The organism is Chamaesiphon sp. OTE_8_metabat_110 (assembly GCF_031382685.1).
Taxonomy (GTDB): Bacteria; Cyanobacteriota; Cyanobacteriia; order Cyanobacteriales; family Chamaesiphonaceae; genus Chamaesiphon.
The window spans coordinates 1-16929 of the sequence record NZ_JANMZA010000329.1 but is presented as its reverse complement, the minus strand read 5'-3'; the positions used below and the strand labels follow the sequence as shown (position 1 = coordinate 16929).

The following is a 16929-nucleotide window of genomic DNA, read 5'->3' as shown; positions in this document are numbered from 1 at the left end:
CCCCCAACGCCCTACTCCTGCTAGATATCGACAACGAACAAGTCTGTCTCGAAGTCAGCCGGATCTTAGTAGAACAAGAACTAGTCGTCAAATCCCTCGGTCAAACCTTTGGATTGCCCAACTATATCCAAGGTTACAGCGTCTTAGGTGATGGTAGCCTGACACTCGCGATCGACCCGATCGAATTACTCGCCCGCGTCCGCACTAGTACCGCCCAGCCGCAGATTCCTACCGCCCAACCCGCGCTAGCCTCCACCACTCAACCCGCCCTAGCACCAGCGAGCGACTCATCACTCCCCAATGAAGTTGCCGATACCATCAACCAAATCAATAATCGCAACGCCACTCCCGGACGACAATTGCAAGTCTTAGTCGTAGACGATTCCCTCGTCCAACGCCAAAGCCTCGCCCGCTCCCTTACCAAAGCTGGCTGTCAAGTTATCCAAGCCAGTCACGGTCGCGAAGGCATTCTCCGCCTCCAAGAACATCCTCGGATTCGCTTAGTAGTATGCGACATCGAAATGCCCCAGATGAACGGCTTTGAATTCCTCAGCTATTGCCGCCAAGACCCCAAACTCTCCCAAATTCCGATCGTCATGCTCACCACGCGCGGCGGTCAAAAACACCGCGATCTCGCCATGACCCTCGGTGCCAAAAACTACCTCACCAAACCCCAATCCGATCGCGATTTACTCGATATCGTCGCTCAATTGGCACAGCCGAGTGAAGTCGGGGTTTAGAGGGGATAGGGGATAGGGAATAGGGAATAGGGGGAAGAGTTAGTAGAAAATCCGTAGGTTGGGTTGAGCGATAGCGAAACCCAACTAACATACCAACACCCTGGAAATGTTGGGTTGAGCCGCGAAACCCAACCTACGATCTGGATGCAAGTATTATCTCTATCCAAAATACTTTTGCCTATCCCCTATCCCCTACCCCCTATCCCCTATCCTCCCTATCCCCTATCCCCTATCCCCTATCCCCTAAGATGCCATCCACACTCCCCCAGCGGCTATCCAGCATCAACGACGATAACGACCATCTGCGGACGATCGTCTTTGCACTGGCAGATTTAGAGCAGACACCAATGTCTCAATACCTATTTGCCATGCCCGTCGAAGCAGTTGATAAAGCGATCGTGTATCCGACCGAACGTGCCAAACTCCGCGATGGAATTGGGATGATTAATCTCGGCGATAAAACCCTAACCATTGTAGATTTGCGCCAAAAATTTACCACGATCGATCCTGAATCTGACTCTTCCAAATTCCTGATCCTATTTCGCACTCAATCCGGAGAATTGTGCGGTCTTCCTATTAAAGATGCTCCAGTTTTGATGGATATCGCTCCCGATACTATTCGATCGATTCCCCTCGCCTACCGCGAAGTCAATCAGCTTAGTTTTACCAGTCACATGGCGATTGTTCCCCAAGAAAATGGTCGAGAACCATTACAAATATTACTCTTAGGTCTCGATCGACCACCATCACAATTAAGCGAAAGTAACACAAATTACCTTAATTAACAGAGAGTAGGGTCTGTTTGGTGGAACGCACGCTGGTGTCTCCTCCGCGCGATTTCATCCGCTAAATTCCCAACGATCGATTAATTCAAACCTTTTCAAATAAGTCTAGACGATATTGTTTTGCGGTCAAACTTTTGAGGTGTTTTAGTCGATCGGGCACGAGTTCTACAAAAGCATCATGAACGGCATCGCCAGTGATTGGTAGAACTCGCGCATCTACCGTCCAATGTACTAAAATCAAATGACCTTGCGATCGCATCCGTTCTAAGATCAGCCCTTGTGCCTTCATCAAATCTGGCAAAGACCAGTAATAACCCACCTCAGATAGGACGATCAGATCGAAATATTCTTCAGGAAACTTGTCAGGAACTGACATTAGTTCAAATCTAATATTATTGAGGTGCTGACAGCGCTCGATCGCTTGGCGTTGCGGAATCTCAGAGACATCAATCGAGAGTAATGAATGACATCTTTGTGCCAATTGTTCGGTCAATACGCCGATCGAGCCGCCAATTTCAAATCCCGATTGATATAAGCTGTGGGGTAAAGCGTCGAGCGTAGTGGCATATTTTTGCGCTTCATATTCACTGGTTGCAAATTCCCACGGGTCGGGATTTTGTTGATAAAGTGCCTCAAAAAAGTCGGCTTTTAAAGATTTGGAATCGGATAAATTCATATAATTTTCTCAAAATAAACTTCCCACGGTCGGGTAAAGTTAGCTAACATTTCCGAACTCAAACAAAAGCCGTCAGGGTCATCATCAATGAGTTGACCCAACTGCGATCGATACAACCCGATCGCTTGAGTTTTTTGAGCGAGTACCGAGCTGATATCTAGCCTCCAGCCCACAATGCGACTCAAATCGGCTACCTGTCGCTGTTGATGGCGATCCCAATCCCAAATTGGATATTCGATAATCTGGGGAGCAATTCCCAAGCTTAAAATTGCTGCTTGAATCAGTTGCCAACTCGCCCGATGATCGGCATGTGGATCGTGTCGCCACGGCAGAAAAATTGTATCTGGTAAGGTTGCTTGCAGATAGTTGCGGCACAATGTTTTAGCATCAAGAAAACTGGGCGAAGTCACTGTCGGTACGGCACCATCTTTGAGCTGTAAAAAAGTGATATCTGGTGGACTAACGCCCAAGAGCTTGAGGGCAGAAATCGTCTCTTGCGATCGAACCGCCTGGAGGATATGCGCTGGATACTTTTGAGAGTTGGGATGAGAACCCGTGCCATCGCTGACAACTAGGACTTTGACGCGATAACCTTTGCTGGCAAGCAGGGCTATCGCACCCCCACATCCCAGCGTCTCATCATCGGGGTGCGGTGCTACGATAACTACTCGCTGACGATCGATCGCCCCGAGATCCCACAGGGGCAAGGTTTCAGGAGCGGCTAATAAACCGCCCTGCTGCCACTCCTCAGTCTTACCTGACACAGACAACCCTAAATCTCCATGAGTCTGCGGCGATCTCACCAAGCTAATACCCCGGCTACCATTAGTAGCCAGTACTAGCGGAGGGGAGTCATCGTCGTCTTCTGGGACTGGGCTAGATCCGGCGCGGGGCTGCTTCATGATGCCAGAGTGAACCATTAACGGCGTTTTGGAGGGCGTATTGTCCGACGGTGGCGAGCGCAACGTCAAAAGCAGGCTGACGTAGATACAGTGTCAGATCGCGAATGATGCGTTCGAGTGGCTCTGGGGGCAGCAATCCGCGCGTTCCCACCGAGCGCTCGGCAAGTTGAATTGCCTCCATACAGATTTGCTCGATCGCTGTGCGCACCATGCTGGCATAGGCTACTAGCGCCGCCGCCTGGGGATGCGGCACATCCGGCTCCCCGGCAAAGATCGGCGCATAGCGATCGAGTTGTGCGGCTGCACCCTGTAACCATAGGTAGCCACTCTCGATCGAGATCGCCATCTTGCCCAGTCGCTGTTCCTGATAGGGGTCTCTAATCCGCCCCAAGCTCTGCAAAAACTGGCGGGTACCATCAAACAAAGCTTCGGCTCCCCCGAGCTGGACGGCGGCAAATCGCACCACTCCAGCGGTCAACCACGGCTGGCGATAGTAGTCGCCCGGTTGCCCGATTAGCTCGCTTTCATCCAGGATAATATCGGTAAAATCCACTTTAAAACTAGCCGTCGCCCGCATCCCCGCAGGTTGCCACCAGCCTGGATCGATATTAGTGGCGACGCGCTCCATCGGGACGATGCACATTTGCCACGTCCCATCTGGCAATGTGCCATTTACAAACGGTCTTTCGACATAGCCACAGCCTGTCGCAAAGGTTTTAGCACCTTCGAGTCGATATTTGCCATCACCGAGCGGGAAAATTTTGACGCCATCTGCGGCTTCGGCATTCCACACCCCAAAAATTTTGTGCTGATGGGCGTCGCGAGCGTAGGTAGCGATTTGGGCGGGAGTGCCAAATGTCTGCACTAATTGCAGCCCGTTAACATGTCCTTCATAAATCCGCCCGACTGCCAAATTAGCACGCCCGATATCTTTTAAGATTGTGAGCAATTGCGGGATCGAACTGGTGTCGATACCTAGTCCCAATCCACCCAAGTTATTAGCCAGTGGCGCACTCAACAATCCCGATCTGGCAATCAGCTCGAATTCACGCACGGGAAACGCGCCATTGCAATCGATCGCCGCAGCATTAGTACCGCAAAAGTCGATCGTTTCAGCAATTTGGGCGCGAATATTGCGACGATCGAGCGGACACTTAGCGATCGGCTCGTACCTATGTGCAGTATTGTCTAGAGATGGATAAATTTGTGGAGATGAATTGGTAACGGTCAATGCTTCCTCCTCAGCTTGGAGCGTAATTTGTTCGTGGATCGATCGGCGATTACACTCTAAATTTTGGGGCAGATGCTGACTTTTCACATCTACCCAAGGACAGAGGCATGTATTATTTACTCACCTCTTGCACCAAAAAAGGTTACTAGTGTTCTAGTGAATAGTGGATAGTGGATAGTGGATAGTCTTAGTACTTAGAAGCAAATTTTAAGTCTATTTTTTTCAGTTTTTATGTACTGGTGCGAGATGTGAGTTTACTAACGCTCGAAACCGATCGATCTAACTTCAATAAATCGATAACATTCTGCCAAATCTGCTACTCTAAATTGAGCGACTGAGTTCGCACTACCGACCAAAAATCGATCGCGGGTGGATATGGAAAGTAATTGGGAAAATTTTCTCAAAAATGTTGGCGAATGGGTCGGTACATTTACACAAGTTGCCACCACGGGCGAGCTGCTTGGTTCGACACCCTCAATTTTGACGCTCGAAGGGCTAGAAGACAACCGCTTGGTTAAATTTCGATTGCGCCGCTTTGCCAACAATATTACCGAACAGCCGACATCCGATCGCGTCCAAGAATATCGCTCTTTAGGCAGACAAGCAGTATTTTTCGATACTGGGGCTTTTTCTAAAGGTTCGTTGCAAGTGGCTCCATTCGCCGAATTTGGCGCGGAGTACGGCTTTATCGATCGCGATCGCCGATCGAGATTGGTGCAATTATTTGACGCTCAAGGCTGTTTTAGCAGCATGACACTGATTCGGGAAATTCGCAGCGGGACGGATGCCAAACTGCGCCCAGATCTAACGGTGGCGCAGTTGGTAGGCAAGTGGGAAGGCAGAGCCTGTACGGTTTATGCCGACGGCAAGGCTCCCGATACTACTGTCATGAGTTTGGAGATCCAGCAGACAAGCGGCTCTCTAGAGCAAAAATTATCATTTGGCGCACGGACGATCGCGTCAACCGCCCGCATCGATGGCAATTGCCTCCACTTTGAAGGCGCTACGCCGCGTCAAGTGTTACTGCTCCCCGATGGCATATCGAGTAATATTCCCCTCCAAGTCAGTCACCGTCAGCCCTTTTTTGTCGAAGCGGGGTGGTTAGTTACCGATGACGAACGCCAGCGATTGATGCGTAATTACAACGACAAAGGAGAATGGATTAGTGCCACTCATATTATCGAACATCGTGTAAGTAGCTGGACATAATTAAAGTGACAATCACGAATCGCCCTCACCCCGCCCTCGCCTCCGGCTCTGGCTCCCCTCTCCCAAGCTTGGGAGAGGGGTTGGGGGTGAGGGCAAGATCTATGCTTCATACCCTAATTCAGCAACGCCGATAAAACTTCCTGTGAGTAGCTCGTCATCGAGCAAGCCCCTAATTCCCTTAAATGAATACTTTGAATCAGCTCGAACCGCAACAGCGGCGAAATTTGCGCGTGTTATTTATCGCGGGTTTATTGTTTTGGATAAGTATCGCGATCTTATTGCCGACACTACCTGCCTATCTCGATGCGATCGGGATTAAACAACAACAAATTGGCATAATTATTGGGGCATTTGCGATCGGATTGCTCGCCACTCGTCCCCTGGTTGGTAAGTTAGTCGATAAAAAAGGACGAAAGCTAGTATTACTAATCGGTACGGCAGTAGTTGCGATCGCGCCGATTGGCTATCTGCTATTTACTTCACTCCCTTTATTAGTCGTAGTGAGAGCATTTCATGGGATTAGCATCGCTGCTTTTACGACAGCTTACAGCGCCTTGGTTGTCGATTTGGCTCCCCCCAAGCAACGCGGCGAAATCATCGGTCTGATGAGCCTAACCAACCCCGTAGGTGTCGCATTAGGCCCCGCGATCGGCGGTTATTTACAAGTAGCTGGCATGTACAATGCGATCTTCTGGGTATCGATCGTCTGTGGCACGATTTCATTTTTAGCAGCTAGTCAATTGCATAATACTCGCATTAAATTCGCTCCCGAACAAACTGAGCCAGTGACGAGTATTTCGGCGTGGAAAATTCTCACAAATCCAGCTCTAGGCGTTCCCGCTTTAGTCTTATTATTAGTTGGCTTTCCGTTCGGTGCGATCCACACATTTCTACCTTTATATATCCAAACTATTCATATCGATTTCAATCCTGGTTTATTCTACACGATCGCAGCAATTTCGAGCTTTAGTGCGCGATCGGTAATTGGCACGAGATCCGATCGGTACGGACGCGGGATCTTTATTGCAGCGAGTTTGTGCTGTTACACTGCGGGGATAGCTTGTCTGGCGACAGCAAACAGTCAGATGAGTTTTGTCTGTGGCGCAATTTTGGAAGGTTTAGGCAGCGGGACATTGATGCCGATGACGGTGGCATTGGTGTCCGATCGCTCTTTACCGCAGCAGCGAGGGCAGGTATTATCGATCTGTATTACTGGTTTGGATCTGGGGATTGCGATCGCGGCTCCGGTGTTTGGGATGGTGGCCAAAGATGTGGGCTACCCAGGGATTTTTACGATCGGGACGGGGATGGCGGCGAGTGCGATTGTGGTGTTTATAGTTTGGGGCAATCGCAGTTTACGACATTCGATCGGGTTTAGTTTGGGTCGCGATCGGGATGTTTACACAGTTAAATAGGATGACGATCTTTCATATCTTTGGCTCTCCTTCTTAGATCGATCGACATACTAAGGAAGACCTAATTTCATACTTCCCAGCATTTGCTTTCGCACTTCGCCGCGAGCCAATCACCCCCGCATGTCGGCAGGCTTTAGAAACTGATAGGCAGCGGTTCGTGTCCGATTGCTATTCGATCGTCAACTTATCACCCCACCATCTTAATTTTATACTTCAGCCAACATCCATATTTCCGGCTAGAATCCTAGTGCAGTGGCGACGGATTTCATGTTGGCAGCGATGCCTTGTTGAAAGGGATCGCTCTTGTTTGCGATCGCGGTATCGGGGTCTTTGAGGCCATTTCCGGTCAGATTAAGACAGTTTGAGTTCTGTTTGCTACGGATCTAACTTGTCTGTGGGCAGTGCCCACCCTACATTTTTGGCTACTATTTAGTTGCCCCGCATCCGCTTCAATCTCTTCGGATCGCTCCACACAAACATCGCCATTCCGACTGCCCCCACACTCCAGGCAATGAATGGGTGAGCGAAGATCCACAGAGGCAGGGATGTCGGCACATATCCAGTCGTCTCAGTAGGGTGGGCACTGCCCACCATCTAGGTTTCAGCTACTATCTACGATTTCTGGCTAGAATCCCATTGCTGCGGCAACTGATTCCATATTGGCGGCGATACCTTGTTGGAAGGGATTGATTTTATTGGCGATCGCGGTGTCGGGGTCTTTGAGGCCATTTCCGGTCAGGACGCAGACAACGGTGGCATTATTTGGCACGCGATCTTTGACTTTGAGTAACCCAGCGACAGATGCGGCACTAGCAGGTTCGCAGAAGATCCCTTCTTTACTACCCAACCAGCGATAGGCGGCGATGATTTCGGCATCGGTAACTGAGTTAAATTCACCATTACTGTCATTTTTGACTGCGACGGCTTTTTGCCAGTTAACGGGGTTGCCGATGCGGATCGCGGTGGCGAGGGTTTCGGGATCTTTGACGCGGATGCCACTAACTAATGGTGCGGAACCAGCGGCTTGGAATCCCATCATTTTGGGAAGATTGCGACATTTGCCATGCTGCTGATATTGATTGAAACCCATCCAGTAGGCGGTAATATTCCCACCATTGCCAACTGGGATGCACAGCCAGTCTGGAGCTTCACCTAGGGCATCTACTAGTTCAAATGCGGCGGTTTTTTGACCTTCAAGTCGATAAGGATTGACGGAATTAACCAGGGTAATCGGATAACGATCTGCCATAAGCTGCACGATATCGAGCGCATCATCAAAGTTACCTTTAATTGCGAGAACTTCTGCACCATACAGTAATGCTTGGGCTAACTTGCCGAGCGCGACGTAACCATCGGGAATCAGGACATAGGCGCGCATTCCGCCTCGGATTGCATAGGCTGCTGCCGCCGCCGAAGTATTGCCCGTACTGGCACAAATTACCGCCTTGGCACCCGCTTCTTTGGCTTTAGTGATTGCCATCGTCATCCCCCGGTCTTTGAAGCTGCCAGTGGGATTGAGACCGTCATACTTAATATAAACTTTGACGCCCCGACCGATTTCTGCGGCGATCGTCGGTACGGGGATTAGCGGTGTGTTACCCTCATGTAAAGTAACTACGGGAGTAGTCTCAGTCACAGGCAGATACTCGCGATAAGCTTCAATTAATCCCGGCCAGCCACGGTTGGTAGCAGTTCTAGAATTGACTTCAATATGGGTATCTAAGCTCATGATATGACTATAACCTGGATAAAAATTGATGGGCGACTTCTGCCCTATGAAGATCGCAGACCCTCGATGATTCTACTATTGAAGCATAATTCTGAGGGTTCTAGGGACTAAAATGCCAAGTCTAAATGAGGGATTAGCAATCTAGGGAGGGGTGATGGGTAAAAGGTAATGGGTAAAAGGTAAGAGGTAATGGGTAACGGGTAAAGATCGTCGTGACATCTAGCCACTCACATCTAAAACCTAAAGCCTAAAACCTAAAGCCTAATCCCCTGAGCCACCTTGCCCACAGCCATCCTAGATAACTACCGCCAAAATAGGCTGGAAAATCAGACCACAAAAATGTCGAACCCAGTAGCAATCGCCCCGGCCAGGTAGCGCGGATCGCTTGGAGCCAAGGCGGTTGATATAGTTGGAGAAATTCGATCGCACAAGATCCTACGCAGACCCAGATTGCTGTCCACCGCAGACTAGCAGGAGGATAAATAAATAACACCAATAATATCCACACGATCTGATAGGCAATGCTACCACCAGCATCGTGAAAATATGCGGGTAAGATCTGACTAAAGCGAATGGTGTAACCTAGTGGTACGATCGCTAGTATATTAATCAGGAACACTAACCGCTGTCGATAAAATTTGTTGGGCATCGATCGATAGTGGCTGTCTCAAGTGATTTTTGCAAGGATAAATATGAAAAAGAGTCTCAAGGGCGATCGCACTTTACTACTGACGAGTATCTTACTATTTTTCATGCTAGCCGCTGGAATCGTGAGTGGTGTGGTGGGCTTTATTTCTGGGCATGAGGCGCTCAAAGGCGTAACTCAGCCCGATATTCGTCCCAACAATAATAAAGGCGGCAACCAACAAAATATCACTACCAAGGGCTTAGAACTCGTTAACGAGCAAGAAGCGATCGCTAATGTCAAAAAGCAGATGGGGATCGAAGAACCTAAAAAAGACGCTCAAAAAGCCAAAGATGCTAAAAAAAGCGCCGCTGATTTTGAGAAGGCGGTAAAAAACGATCCTAAGACTGGTTTGCCAATTGCTAAACTGCCGATCGTCAAGGAGGATCAAGGGATTACAATGACGATTAAATCGATCGCCGCCAAAGGCAATGAAGTCAAACTAGAAATGACTCTATCCAATCGTGGCAGTCAACCCGTGAATTTTGGGCAAGGCGCAACGATTAATGTCACGACCGATCGATCCCAAACCGTCAATGCTGCTACGACAGGATTACCTGGTAGTCTGGCTGCTAACGGTCGCGAAGTTAGAGTAATTCTCGCTATTCCCAAAAATGCTCTCGATAAAGTGAAGAGTGTATCGCTACAATTAACTGATGTAGATAAAAAGCTGCAACTAGAAGCTTCAGGCGTGCCAGTTGGGAAGTAGAGGGTAAAGGGTAAAGGGTAAAGGGTAAAGGGTAAAGGGTAATGGAACAATTCCTTGCTTCCCAGTCTCCCCGTCCCTAGTCCCCCTAAGCCCATATTCCCCTAGTCCCCCCTTTTCCCATCATCCCATCATCCCCTCTTTCCCTCTTCTTCTCTCCCAACTCCCATCTCCCAACTCCCAACTCATTCCTAAAATCCCGACAATGAACGATCCTCATCCACTTCTAGGTGGTTCAGACATTGGGTGGCGGCTGCTCCTAGTAGCGGGTTTAATTGCGATCGACGCTTTCTTTGTGATTGCCGAGTTTTCGATCTTGTCCGTGAGGCGATCGCGGATTAGTCAACTGGTAGCCGCTGGGGACGATCGTGCCAAGCAAGTTCAGGATTTGCAACGGGGGATCGATCGGTTGCTCTCCACTACCCAAGTCGGTATTTCGCTCTCTAGTTTGGCATTAGGCTGGATTGGCGAGCGGGCAGTCGCCCAAGTTTTTGCCCAGCAGTTAGAAAGTATTCCGCAAGCTCATGCGCTGGCAATTCCGTTTACTTTTGTCCTGTTAGCATATCTCCAGATTGTCTTTGGCGAACTGATTCCAAAGTCGATTGCCTTGATTTATGCCGAACAGATTGCCAGATTTTTGGGTGCGCCGAGTCTCGCTATTGCACGGATTTTTAGTCCCTTAATTTGGGTACTCGATCGATCGACTAAGCTCTGCTTACGCTTAGTCGGGATTAGAGCGCGGTATGACAGTCGCGATCGCGTCACGTTCAAAGAACTACAAGCGATCGTCGCCACCGAGCGCGAATCTAGCGGACTGGGGATCGAACAGCGCGAAATCCTGACAAAAGTGCTAGCATTTGCCGACACGATCGCCACCGATGTAATGGTACCGAGTACCCAAATCGTCACAGTCCCCCAAACAGCCAGTTGTCAATCAGTCCTGATCAAAGTCGCCACTACTGGCCATTCCCGCTATCCAGTTACCGATACATCCGTCAATAAAATCGTCGGTGTAGTCTCATTTAAAGATTTTGTCACGTTACTAGCTCAAGGCAAACCAGCCGGACAAATCCCGATCGCCCAATGGATCCGACCAGTAGAATACGTCACTGAATCCACGCTGCTAAGTGTTGCCCTCCAACAGATGCAGCAATCTGACACCCACATGACGATCGTGGTAGATGAGTTTGGGAACACTGCTGGTTTGATTACCCGCCAAGACGCGATCGCCGAAATGATCGGGATGAACGTATCCTCCGATCGACCGACACAATTATTTCAAAAACTCGCCGACGGCACATTTTTGGTGCAAGCTCAAATCAATCTCGAAGATCTCAACCAACAACTCAAGATCGATCTCCCACTCTCTGACGACTACCAAACCCTCGCCGGATTTTTGCTTAAGAAACTGCAACATTTTCCCCAGCCCGGGGAATCCTTAGATTATGGGAATTGGAATCTAACCATCATTTCGACGATCGGCCCCAGGATCGATCGAGTCAGAGTGAAAGGGATTAGGCTTTAGGTTTTAGGTTTTAGGAATTAGGCTTTAGGCTCTGGGTTTTAGGCTTTAAGGATCTGAGTAGCAGCTATACCTTTTACCTTTTACCTCTTACCTTTTACCTTTTACCTCTTACCCTTTCCACTTTCCCCTTCACCCCATCCCCGGATCGACCATTCCCAGTTCCTCAAAAGCGGCTAACCGCAGGCGACAGGAGTCACAAGTACCACAGGGAGTTCGTTCCCCGGAATAGCAAGACCAAGTTTGCGCCCAGGGTACGCCTAAGCTGTCACCAAGCTGGATAATTTCGGTTTTTTTGAGGTCGATGAGGGGCGTGACAATTTCGATCGGATCGCCTTCGCGTCCTTGCTTGGTACCCAACCGAAAGACCGATCGCATCGCCTCGATGTAGTCGGGACGACAATCTGGATAGCCTGAATAGTCGAGTGCATTGACCCCAATGTAGACCCGATTAGCCGCGATCGCTTCGGCGTATGCGAGGGCAAAACTCAAAAAAATCGTATTGCGAGCGGGAACATAGGTAACGGGAATAGATTCTGACATTGCAGCCAGATCGCGGTGTTGGGGTAAATCGATCCGCTCGTCTGTGAGTGCCGAACCGCCCCACAAGCGCAGATCGAAGCTCACTACCTGATGGTCGGCGACGCTAGCAGCAGTCGCGATCGTCCGAGCAGCTTCGAGTTCGCGGCGATGACGCTGTTGATAGTCAAAAGAGAGGGCATGACAACTGTAACCTTCACTTTTTGCTAGATACAACACCGTAGAGGAATCCAAGCCACCTGAGAGGAGAATAACTGCTTTCACAACCGCTAATAAATGAGAACTGAATTAACTCTCCATTCTAACTTTTCTCGATCGATCTCAGGGCACGAGGATCCGGGGACATTACCTGACATTACTTATTACCCACCGTTAACCATTACCTATTACCTAAAACATGCAGTTTAGGAACATAAATAAAACTTTTTGGTTCTTTACAATCATGATGCTGTGATAGTATCGGGATTAATGGGATCGTTAATGTAGCCAATGATTGACAGCGATCGCGAAATCGAGTCAAGTCCAGCGCTCAACTCGATCGCGCAGGTGAAGACCGATAACTAAATTCGTAGTGGTGGAGGAGTATATTTTAGAGTGAAAAATAGCATGTCAACCAGACAGTTAGACACAGAAATTCAGTCGGGATCGCCCCAGCCACTGAAGGTAGGACTCATCGGGATCGGAAATATGGGACAACACCATGCACGAGTGTTGAGCCTACTCAAAAACGTCAAACTGGTTGGCATCGCCGATGTCAATGTCGAGCATGGTTTAGAAGCCGCGAGTAAGTACAAAGCTAGATTTTATGAAGACTATCGGGATCTGATCCCCCAAGTCGATGCTGTTTGTATTGCCGTCCCGACGAGATTGCACTATGAAGTCGGTATTGCTTGTCTTGAAGCTGGCATCCACGTCCTGATCGAAAAACCGATCGCCGCTACGATCGCCGAAGCAGAAGCTTTAGTCAATGCTGCGGCTGAGTCGCAGTGCATCCTGCAAGTCGGACACATCGAACGCTTTAACCCCGTTTTCCAAGAACTCAGCCAAGTCCTCAAAACTGAGAAAGTTTTAGCACTCGAAGCACACCGGATGAGTCCTTATTCAAATAGGGCAAACGATGTCTCCGTCGTCTTGGACTTGATGATTCATGATATTGACTTATTAATGGAACTCGCTGGTGCCCCAGTTGTCGGCTTGACGGCTAGCGGTAGTCGTTGCCCCGAGTCCAAATATCTCGACTATGTAACCGCTACCCTCGGCTTTGCCAATGGTGTCGTCGCGACGCTAACAGCTAGTAAAGTCACCCATCGTAAAACCCGATCGATCGCGGCTCATTGTCGCCAATCCTTGACGGAAGCAAACTTCCTCAGCAATGAAATCTCCATCCACCGTCACAATGCCGATTTACTCAATGAGTATCATCAAGGCTTATACCGCCAGGATGGACTGATTGAGAAAGTTTATGTCAAAAATATCGAGCCTCTGTATGCAGAATTGGAGCATTTTGTCAACTGTGTTAGGTGCGGCAGCGAACCATCTGTCGGTGGCGAACAGGCGCTTAAAGCTCTGCGTCTGGCTACGTTAATCGAACAGATGGCATTGGATGGTAAAGTCTGGAAATTAGCCGATCGCGATCGCACTGAGCTGCTTACAAAGTAGGGGATTCGATTGAATTGCTATGACGATCGCCATTTCCTTGATGTTCGCCCACGTCAAGACTGCTAGTTTTAGCATACTATTACCACGATCGATCTGGATAATTGAAGTTAAGTAGACTCGGTACCTAGATCGATCGAGACATCCGCCCAAATCTATTTGAGTGTAAAATCTAAGTCTAGCCCACAAAATTTCACCAACTGTATGCCCGATCGGGACGAATTACCGGATTTAGAGCAGATCGAACGCGATTTGCGCGATCGCGCCTTGAACAAGCAAAAAGTGGCATTAGACACACTAGCAACAGTATCTGCCGATATTGCCGTGCCAATTCTGGCTCGTCTATTAGCGTCGAGTGACTTTATGCAGCGACGAGTTGCCGTGATGGGTTTGGGCAATCATCTGGTGGAGCCATCGTTTGAATTATTAGCTGGGGTGCTGAAAAACGATCGCGATCCGAATGTCACGGGTGAAGCGGCAAATTCGATCTTTGATTTTGGCGATCGGGCGATTCCATTACTGGTAAGTTTGTTTGAGCATACTGACAGTTGGTTAATTCGTCAAAGTATCATCTCATTATTGCTCGATACCGATCGCCATGCCGAAATTTTGACTGTTGCCGAAATCGCGATCGCCGATGAAACTCAATCAGTTAAAGAAGTCGGCATCTTAGCATTAGGACATCTATTGACTTCGCCCCTGCAAGAACCAGCACTAGCGTTATTGCTAACCTTGTGTCACGATCCCTTCTGGCGCAATCGCTGGCGGGCGGCTATCTCCCTCCAGCGGCTCAAAAACCCCGCTACAACAGCCGCGATCGCCCAGTTACAGCAAGATGAGCATTTTCGGGTAGTAGCGGCTGCTCTAGAGGTGGCTAACCACTGGGCGAGTCAGTCTGGTTAGTCTTGGTGGTGGAGACGGGGGGACTGGGAGTTAAAGGATCGTTCCAAAATCCATTCACTATCCACTATCCACTCAAACACCAGTCAAAGTAGGGTGTGTTATCCCGTCAGGGTAACGCACCGCCCAGGCTCGATCGAACGAGGATCGGTGCGTTTTGCTGGCGCAGAAACACACCCTACGCAAGCTATGGATAGGTAGCAGATGTGAGTCGATCTAACCTTTGGGAATTTTCAAACCCAAATTGCCATGAAAGTCGTGTTGAACTTTGTGAGTTAGCTGTTTTGACACACGGTTGACAATTTGTTTTAATAGCTTGTCGCCTGTGCCTTGAATCACGCCAGTGGGTAACTTATAAATAAACTTGGGAAAGTGAATGAACACGCGTAAGTCGAGATCCCAATCGATCTTCGTGCCCAGGCGATCGCCATCTACCGTGTCTACTAGGCGCATCTGGGCATTGAAATTCACGTCATAACCAGGAGCAGTATAATTGGGAATTTCGACAGTTTTGATGTGATATACACCGCTCTCCTGGGGCAATAACTCCAAGCCAACCTTCGGCTCGACGACATAGCCGAATGAACTAAACCGCCCGATTGTCAGATCGTAACCATTTTTGCCCAGCGCGTTCACTTGCATCGGTTGAGCGCAACGCGTAAACCAGCCTTGATGAGCGTCGAGATATTTACCCACAGTTTTGACATCTGCTCCCATCAGCATCGCATCGGTGAAGCGATAGCTAAAACAGAAGGGTTCGAGGTGCTTTGCCGCTGTTGACACCAGATCTTGCCGCTCTACTTCAGGATTCATGGCGATCGAACTCTGTGTTTCTGTGTTTTTCTCTAGTGTTGTTACTGGCATCGCCTCTGTTATCTTTGTTGATGTGCTGACTGGATGGTGTGGGTAAAAATGCACTGGCTTCTAAGATCTATTTACAAGGTGTAGCTTGCCATAACCGGAGGATTTAAATTAATTTAGATCGCAGGTTAATTTAAAGATCCACTTTTACACCGACAGTGTAAGAGATTGAAGCTACCAAGCCGGATCGATCGCCTAATTAGATGATTATCGATGTTCGTTGCTAGCGGCTGCTAGAGCAGATGCGCCAACGCCGACGAACCGCTGAGTCTTAAATTTACTGACGGCAACCGCCCGTTTAATTGTTTCTATATCTAACATAAGAAGTAAGACCGCTCAACCTCAAAACTAATTGTAACAAAAACTTAATGAAAGCATTTGTAGCAGGCGCGACCGGAGAAACTGGACGACGCATCGTTCAGGAATTAGTCAAACGGGAGATTTCCGTGCGGGCAATGGTGCGAGATCTCGATAAGGCACGAACTATTCTACCAGCGGAGGTCGAATTAGTTGTTGGCGATGTCCTCAATCTCGAAAGCATTACCGCAGCGCTGGGAGATAGTACGGTAATTCTCTGCGCCACTGGGGCTAAACCTAGTCTAGACCCAACTGGCCCGTATCAAGTCGATTTTGAAGGCACCAAAAATTTGGTCAATGCCGCGAAATCTCATAATATCGAGCAGTTTGTGTTTGTCTCATCACTGTGCGTCTCGAAATTTTTCCATCCACTCAATCTTTTTTGGTTGATCTTGTGGTGGAAACAGCAAGCCGAACAGTACCTCAAAACTAGTGGACTCAACTATACGATCGTCCGTCCGGGCGGACTCAAAAATGAAGATAACCCTAACCCGGTGGTGATGTCGGGAGCGGATACCCTCTTTGATGGTAGTATACCTAGACAAAAGGTCGCTCAGGTGTGCGTTGAGTCACTCACCACTGCTCGATCGCGAAATAAGGTAATTGAAGTCATCAGTCAACCCACAGCAGTCGCCAAAAGTTGGGAAGATCTATTCGCCAGTGTGTAGCTATAGATAGCCATTAGTTACGATGCCTACTTTAGCCCCCATCCTGCATGGATAAGCGTAAACACAAACGTTTGAGAACGATCTACATCGTGCTCTACTCTCTCCTGTCGATCGGTTTAATCTCCCGTTGCGACGGACTATCGCCACCGCAGATCTCCGAATATCTAAATATCGAGAAACCACAAATCCCTGACGAAAACTCCGTAGCATTGCCATTGGTGATGGCTGATGGCGATCCTCACATTCGGGCATTGATGCGGATGATTTCCAAAAGTGAATCGAATGATGCCCGACCCTACACATTATTGTATGGGGGCAAGCATTTTGATAATCCCCGCCGTCATCCA

General features: G+C 48.9%; 16 protein-coding genes and 3 pseudogenes. 10 read left to right on the top strand and 9 right to left on the bottom strand.

Annotated elements, in window-relative coordinates; all coding sequences use genetic code 11:
• Together RMO52_RS12230 and RMO52_RS12225 are read left to right on the top strand one after the other, a co-directional pair.
• Positions 1–740, top strand: a 740-nt coding sequence (locus RMO52_RS12230; RefSeq protein WP_310414483.1) for a response regulator, incomplete at its 5' end; no start/stop codon positions are given.
• Positions 741–988: 248 nt separating this feature from the next.
• On the top strand, positions 989–1525 hold the full coding sequence (locus tag RMO52_RS12225; RefSeq protein WP_310414481.1) for a chemotaxis protein CheW: 537 nt from the start codon (positions 989–991) through the stop codon (positions 1523–1525).
• Between the two features lie 85 nt (positions 1526–1610).
• Here RMO52_RS12225 and RMO52_RS12220 read toward each other — a convergent pair whose 3' ends face one another.
• The 3 genes from RMO52_RS12220 to RMO52_RS12210 are packed head-to-tail and all read right to left on the bottom strand — an operon-like array spanning position 1611 to position 4421.
• Positions 1611–2201 carry an SAM-dependent methyltransferase gene (locus RMO52_RS12220; protein WP_310414478.1) on the bottom strand — a complete coding sequence of 197 codons (591 nt, stop codon included), beginning with the start codon at positions 2199–2201 and terminating at the stop codon, positions 1611–1613.
• On the bottom strand, positions 2198–3103 hold the full coding sequence (locus RMO52_RS12215; protein WP_310414475.1) for a PIG-L deacetylase family protein: 906 nt from the start codon (positions 3101–3103) through the stop codon (positions 2198–2200). The genes RMO52_RS12220 and RMO52_RS12215 overlap by 4 nt, the downstream gene beginning before the upstream one ends.
• Complete coding sequence (locus RMO52_RS12210; RefSeq protein ID WP_310414472.1) at positions 3078–4421, bottom strand: acyl-CoA dehydrogenase family protein; 1344 nt, start codon at positions 4419–4421, stop codon at positions 3078–3080. The genes RMO52_RS12215 and RMO52_RS12210 overlap by 26 nt, the downstream gene beginning before the upstream one ends.
• A gap of 288 nt (positions 4422–4709) precedes the next feature.
• On the opposite strand from RMO52_RS12210, the gene RMO52_RS12205 reads away from it, so the two are divergent.
• Both RMO52_RS12205 and RMO52_RS12200 read left to right on the top strand, forming a co-directional pair.
• Complete coding sequence (locus RMO52_RS12205; protein WP_310414469.1) at positions 4710–5543, top strand: DUF3598 family protein; 834 nt, start codon at positions 4710–4712, stop codon at positions 5541–5543.
• Between the two features lie 182 nt (positions 5544–5725).
• Complete coding sequence (locus tag RMO52_RS12200; RefSeq protein WP_310414466.1) at positions 5726–6958, top strand: MFS transporter; 1233 nt, start codon at positions 5726–5728, stop codon at positions 6956–6958.
• A gap of 236 nt (positions 6959–7194) precedes the next feature.
• Here the strand turns inward: RMO52_RS12200 and RMO52_RS24715 are convergent.
• The 4 genes and pseudogenes from RMO52_RS24715 to RMO52_RS12185 form a co-directional block, all read right to left on the bottom strand.
• A pseudogene (locus RMO52_RS24715) lies at positions 7195–7308 on the bottom strand (threonine synthase); the annotation flags it as partial.
• A 79-nt stretch (positions 7309–7387) separates the two neighbouring features.
• The gene (locus RMO52_RS12195) at positions 7388–7552 is read right to left on the bottom strand and encodes a hypothetical protein (RefSeq protein WP_309738933.1); all 165 of its coding nucleotides are present in this window, start codon (positions 7550–7552) and stop codon (positions 7388–7390) included.
• Positions 7553–7583: 31 nt separating this feature from the next.
• Positions 7584–8687, bottom strand: a complete 1104-nt coding sequence (thrC, locus tag RMO52_RS12190; RefSeq protein WP_309738934.1) for a threonine synthase — start codon at positions 8685–8687, stop codon at positions 7584–7586.
• A gap of 247 nt (positions 8688–8934) precedes the next feature.
• Positions 8935–9336, bottom strand: a complete 402-nt coding sequence (locus RMO52_RS12185; protein WP_309738935.1) for a DUF2809 domain-containing protein — start codon at positions 9334–9336, stop codon at positions 8935–8937.
• A gap of 43 nt (positions 9337–9379) precedes the next feature.
• On the opposite strand from RMO52_RS12185, the gene RMO52_RS12180 reads away from it, so the two are divergent.
• Positions 9380–10081 (top strand): hypothetical protein, encoded by a 702-nt coding sequence (locus RMO52_RS12180; protein WP_309738936.1) that lies wholly within the window; start codon positions 9380–9382, stop codon positions 10079–10081.
• Positions 10082–10283: 202 nt separating this feature from the next.
• Positions 10284–11603 carry a hemolysin family protein gene (locus RMO52_RS12175; protein WP_310414463.1) on the top strand — a complete coding sequence of 440 codons (1320 nt, stop codon included), beginning with the start codon at positions 10284–10286 and terminating at the stop codon, positions 11601–11603.
• A 129-nt stretch (positions 11604–11732) separates the two neighbouring features.
• On the opposite strand, the pseudogene queC reads toward RMO52_RS12175, so the two are convergent.
• Positions 11733–12410, bottom strand: a pseudogene (gene queC / locus RMO52_RS12170) (7-cyano-7-deazaguanine synthase QueC); the annotation flags it as partial.
• 336 nt (positions 12411–12746) lie between these two features.
• Here queC and RMO52_RS12165 point away from each other — a divergent pair.
• Together RMO52_RS12165 and RMO52_RS12160 are read left to right on the top strand one after the other, a co-directional pair.
• Complete coding sequence (locus tag RMO52_RS12165) at positions 12747–13799, top strand: Gfo/Idh/MocA family oxidoreductase (protein WP_309742297.1); 1053 nt, start codon at positions 12747–12749, stop codon at positions 13797–13799.
• A gap of 201 nt (positions 13800–14000) precedes the next feature.
• Positions 14001–14699 (top strand): HEAT repeat domain-containing protein, encoded by a 699-nt coding sequence (locus tag RMO52_RS12160; RefSeq protein WP_310414458.1) that lies wholly within the window; start codon positions 14001–14003, stop codon positions 14697–14699.
• 213 nt (positions 14700–14912) lie between these two features.
• Here the strand turns inward: RMO52_RS12160 and RMO52_RS12155 are convergent, their stop codons facing one another.
• Positions 14913–15560, bottom strand: a complete 648-nt coding sequence (locus RMO52_RS12155) for a DUF1997 domain-containing protein (RefSeq protein ID WP_310414456.1) — start codon at positions 15558–15560, stop codon at positions 14913–14915.
• Positions 15561–15925: 365 nt separating this feature from the next.
• Between RMO52_RS12155 and RMO52_RS12150 the strand changes: the two genes are divergently transcribed.
• Together RMO52_RS12150 and RMO52_RS12145 are read left to right on the top strand one after the other, a co-directional pair.
• The gene (locus RMO52_RS12150) at positions 15926–16582 is read left to right on the top strand and encodes an SDR family oxidoreductase (RefSeq protein ID WP_310414453.1); all 657 of its coding nucleotides are present in this window, start codon (positions 15926–15928) and stop codon (positions 16580–16582) included.
• Positions 16583–16629: 47 nt separating this feature from the next.
• Positions 16630–16929 (top strand): annotated as a pseudogene (locus RMO52_RS12145) (hypothetical protein); the annotation flags it as partial.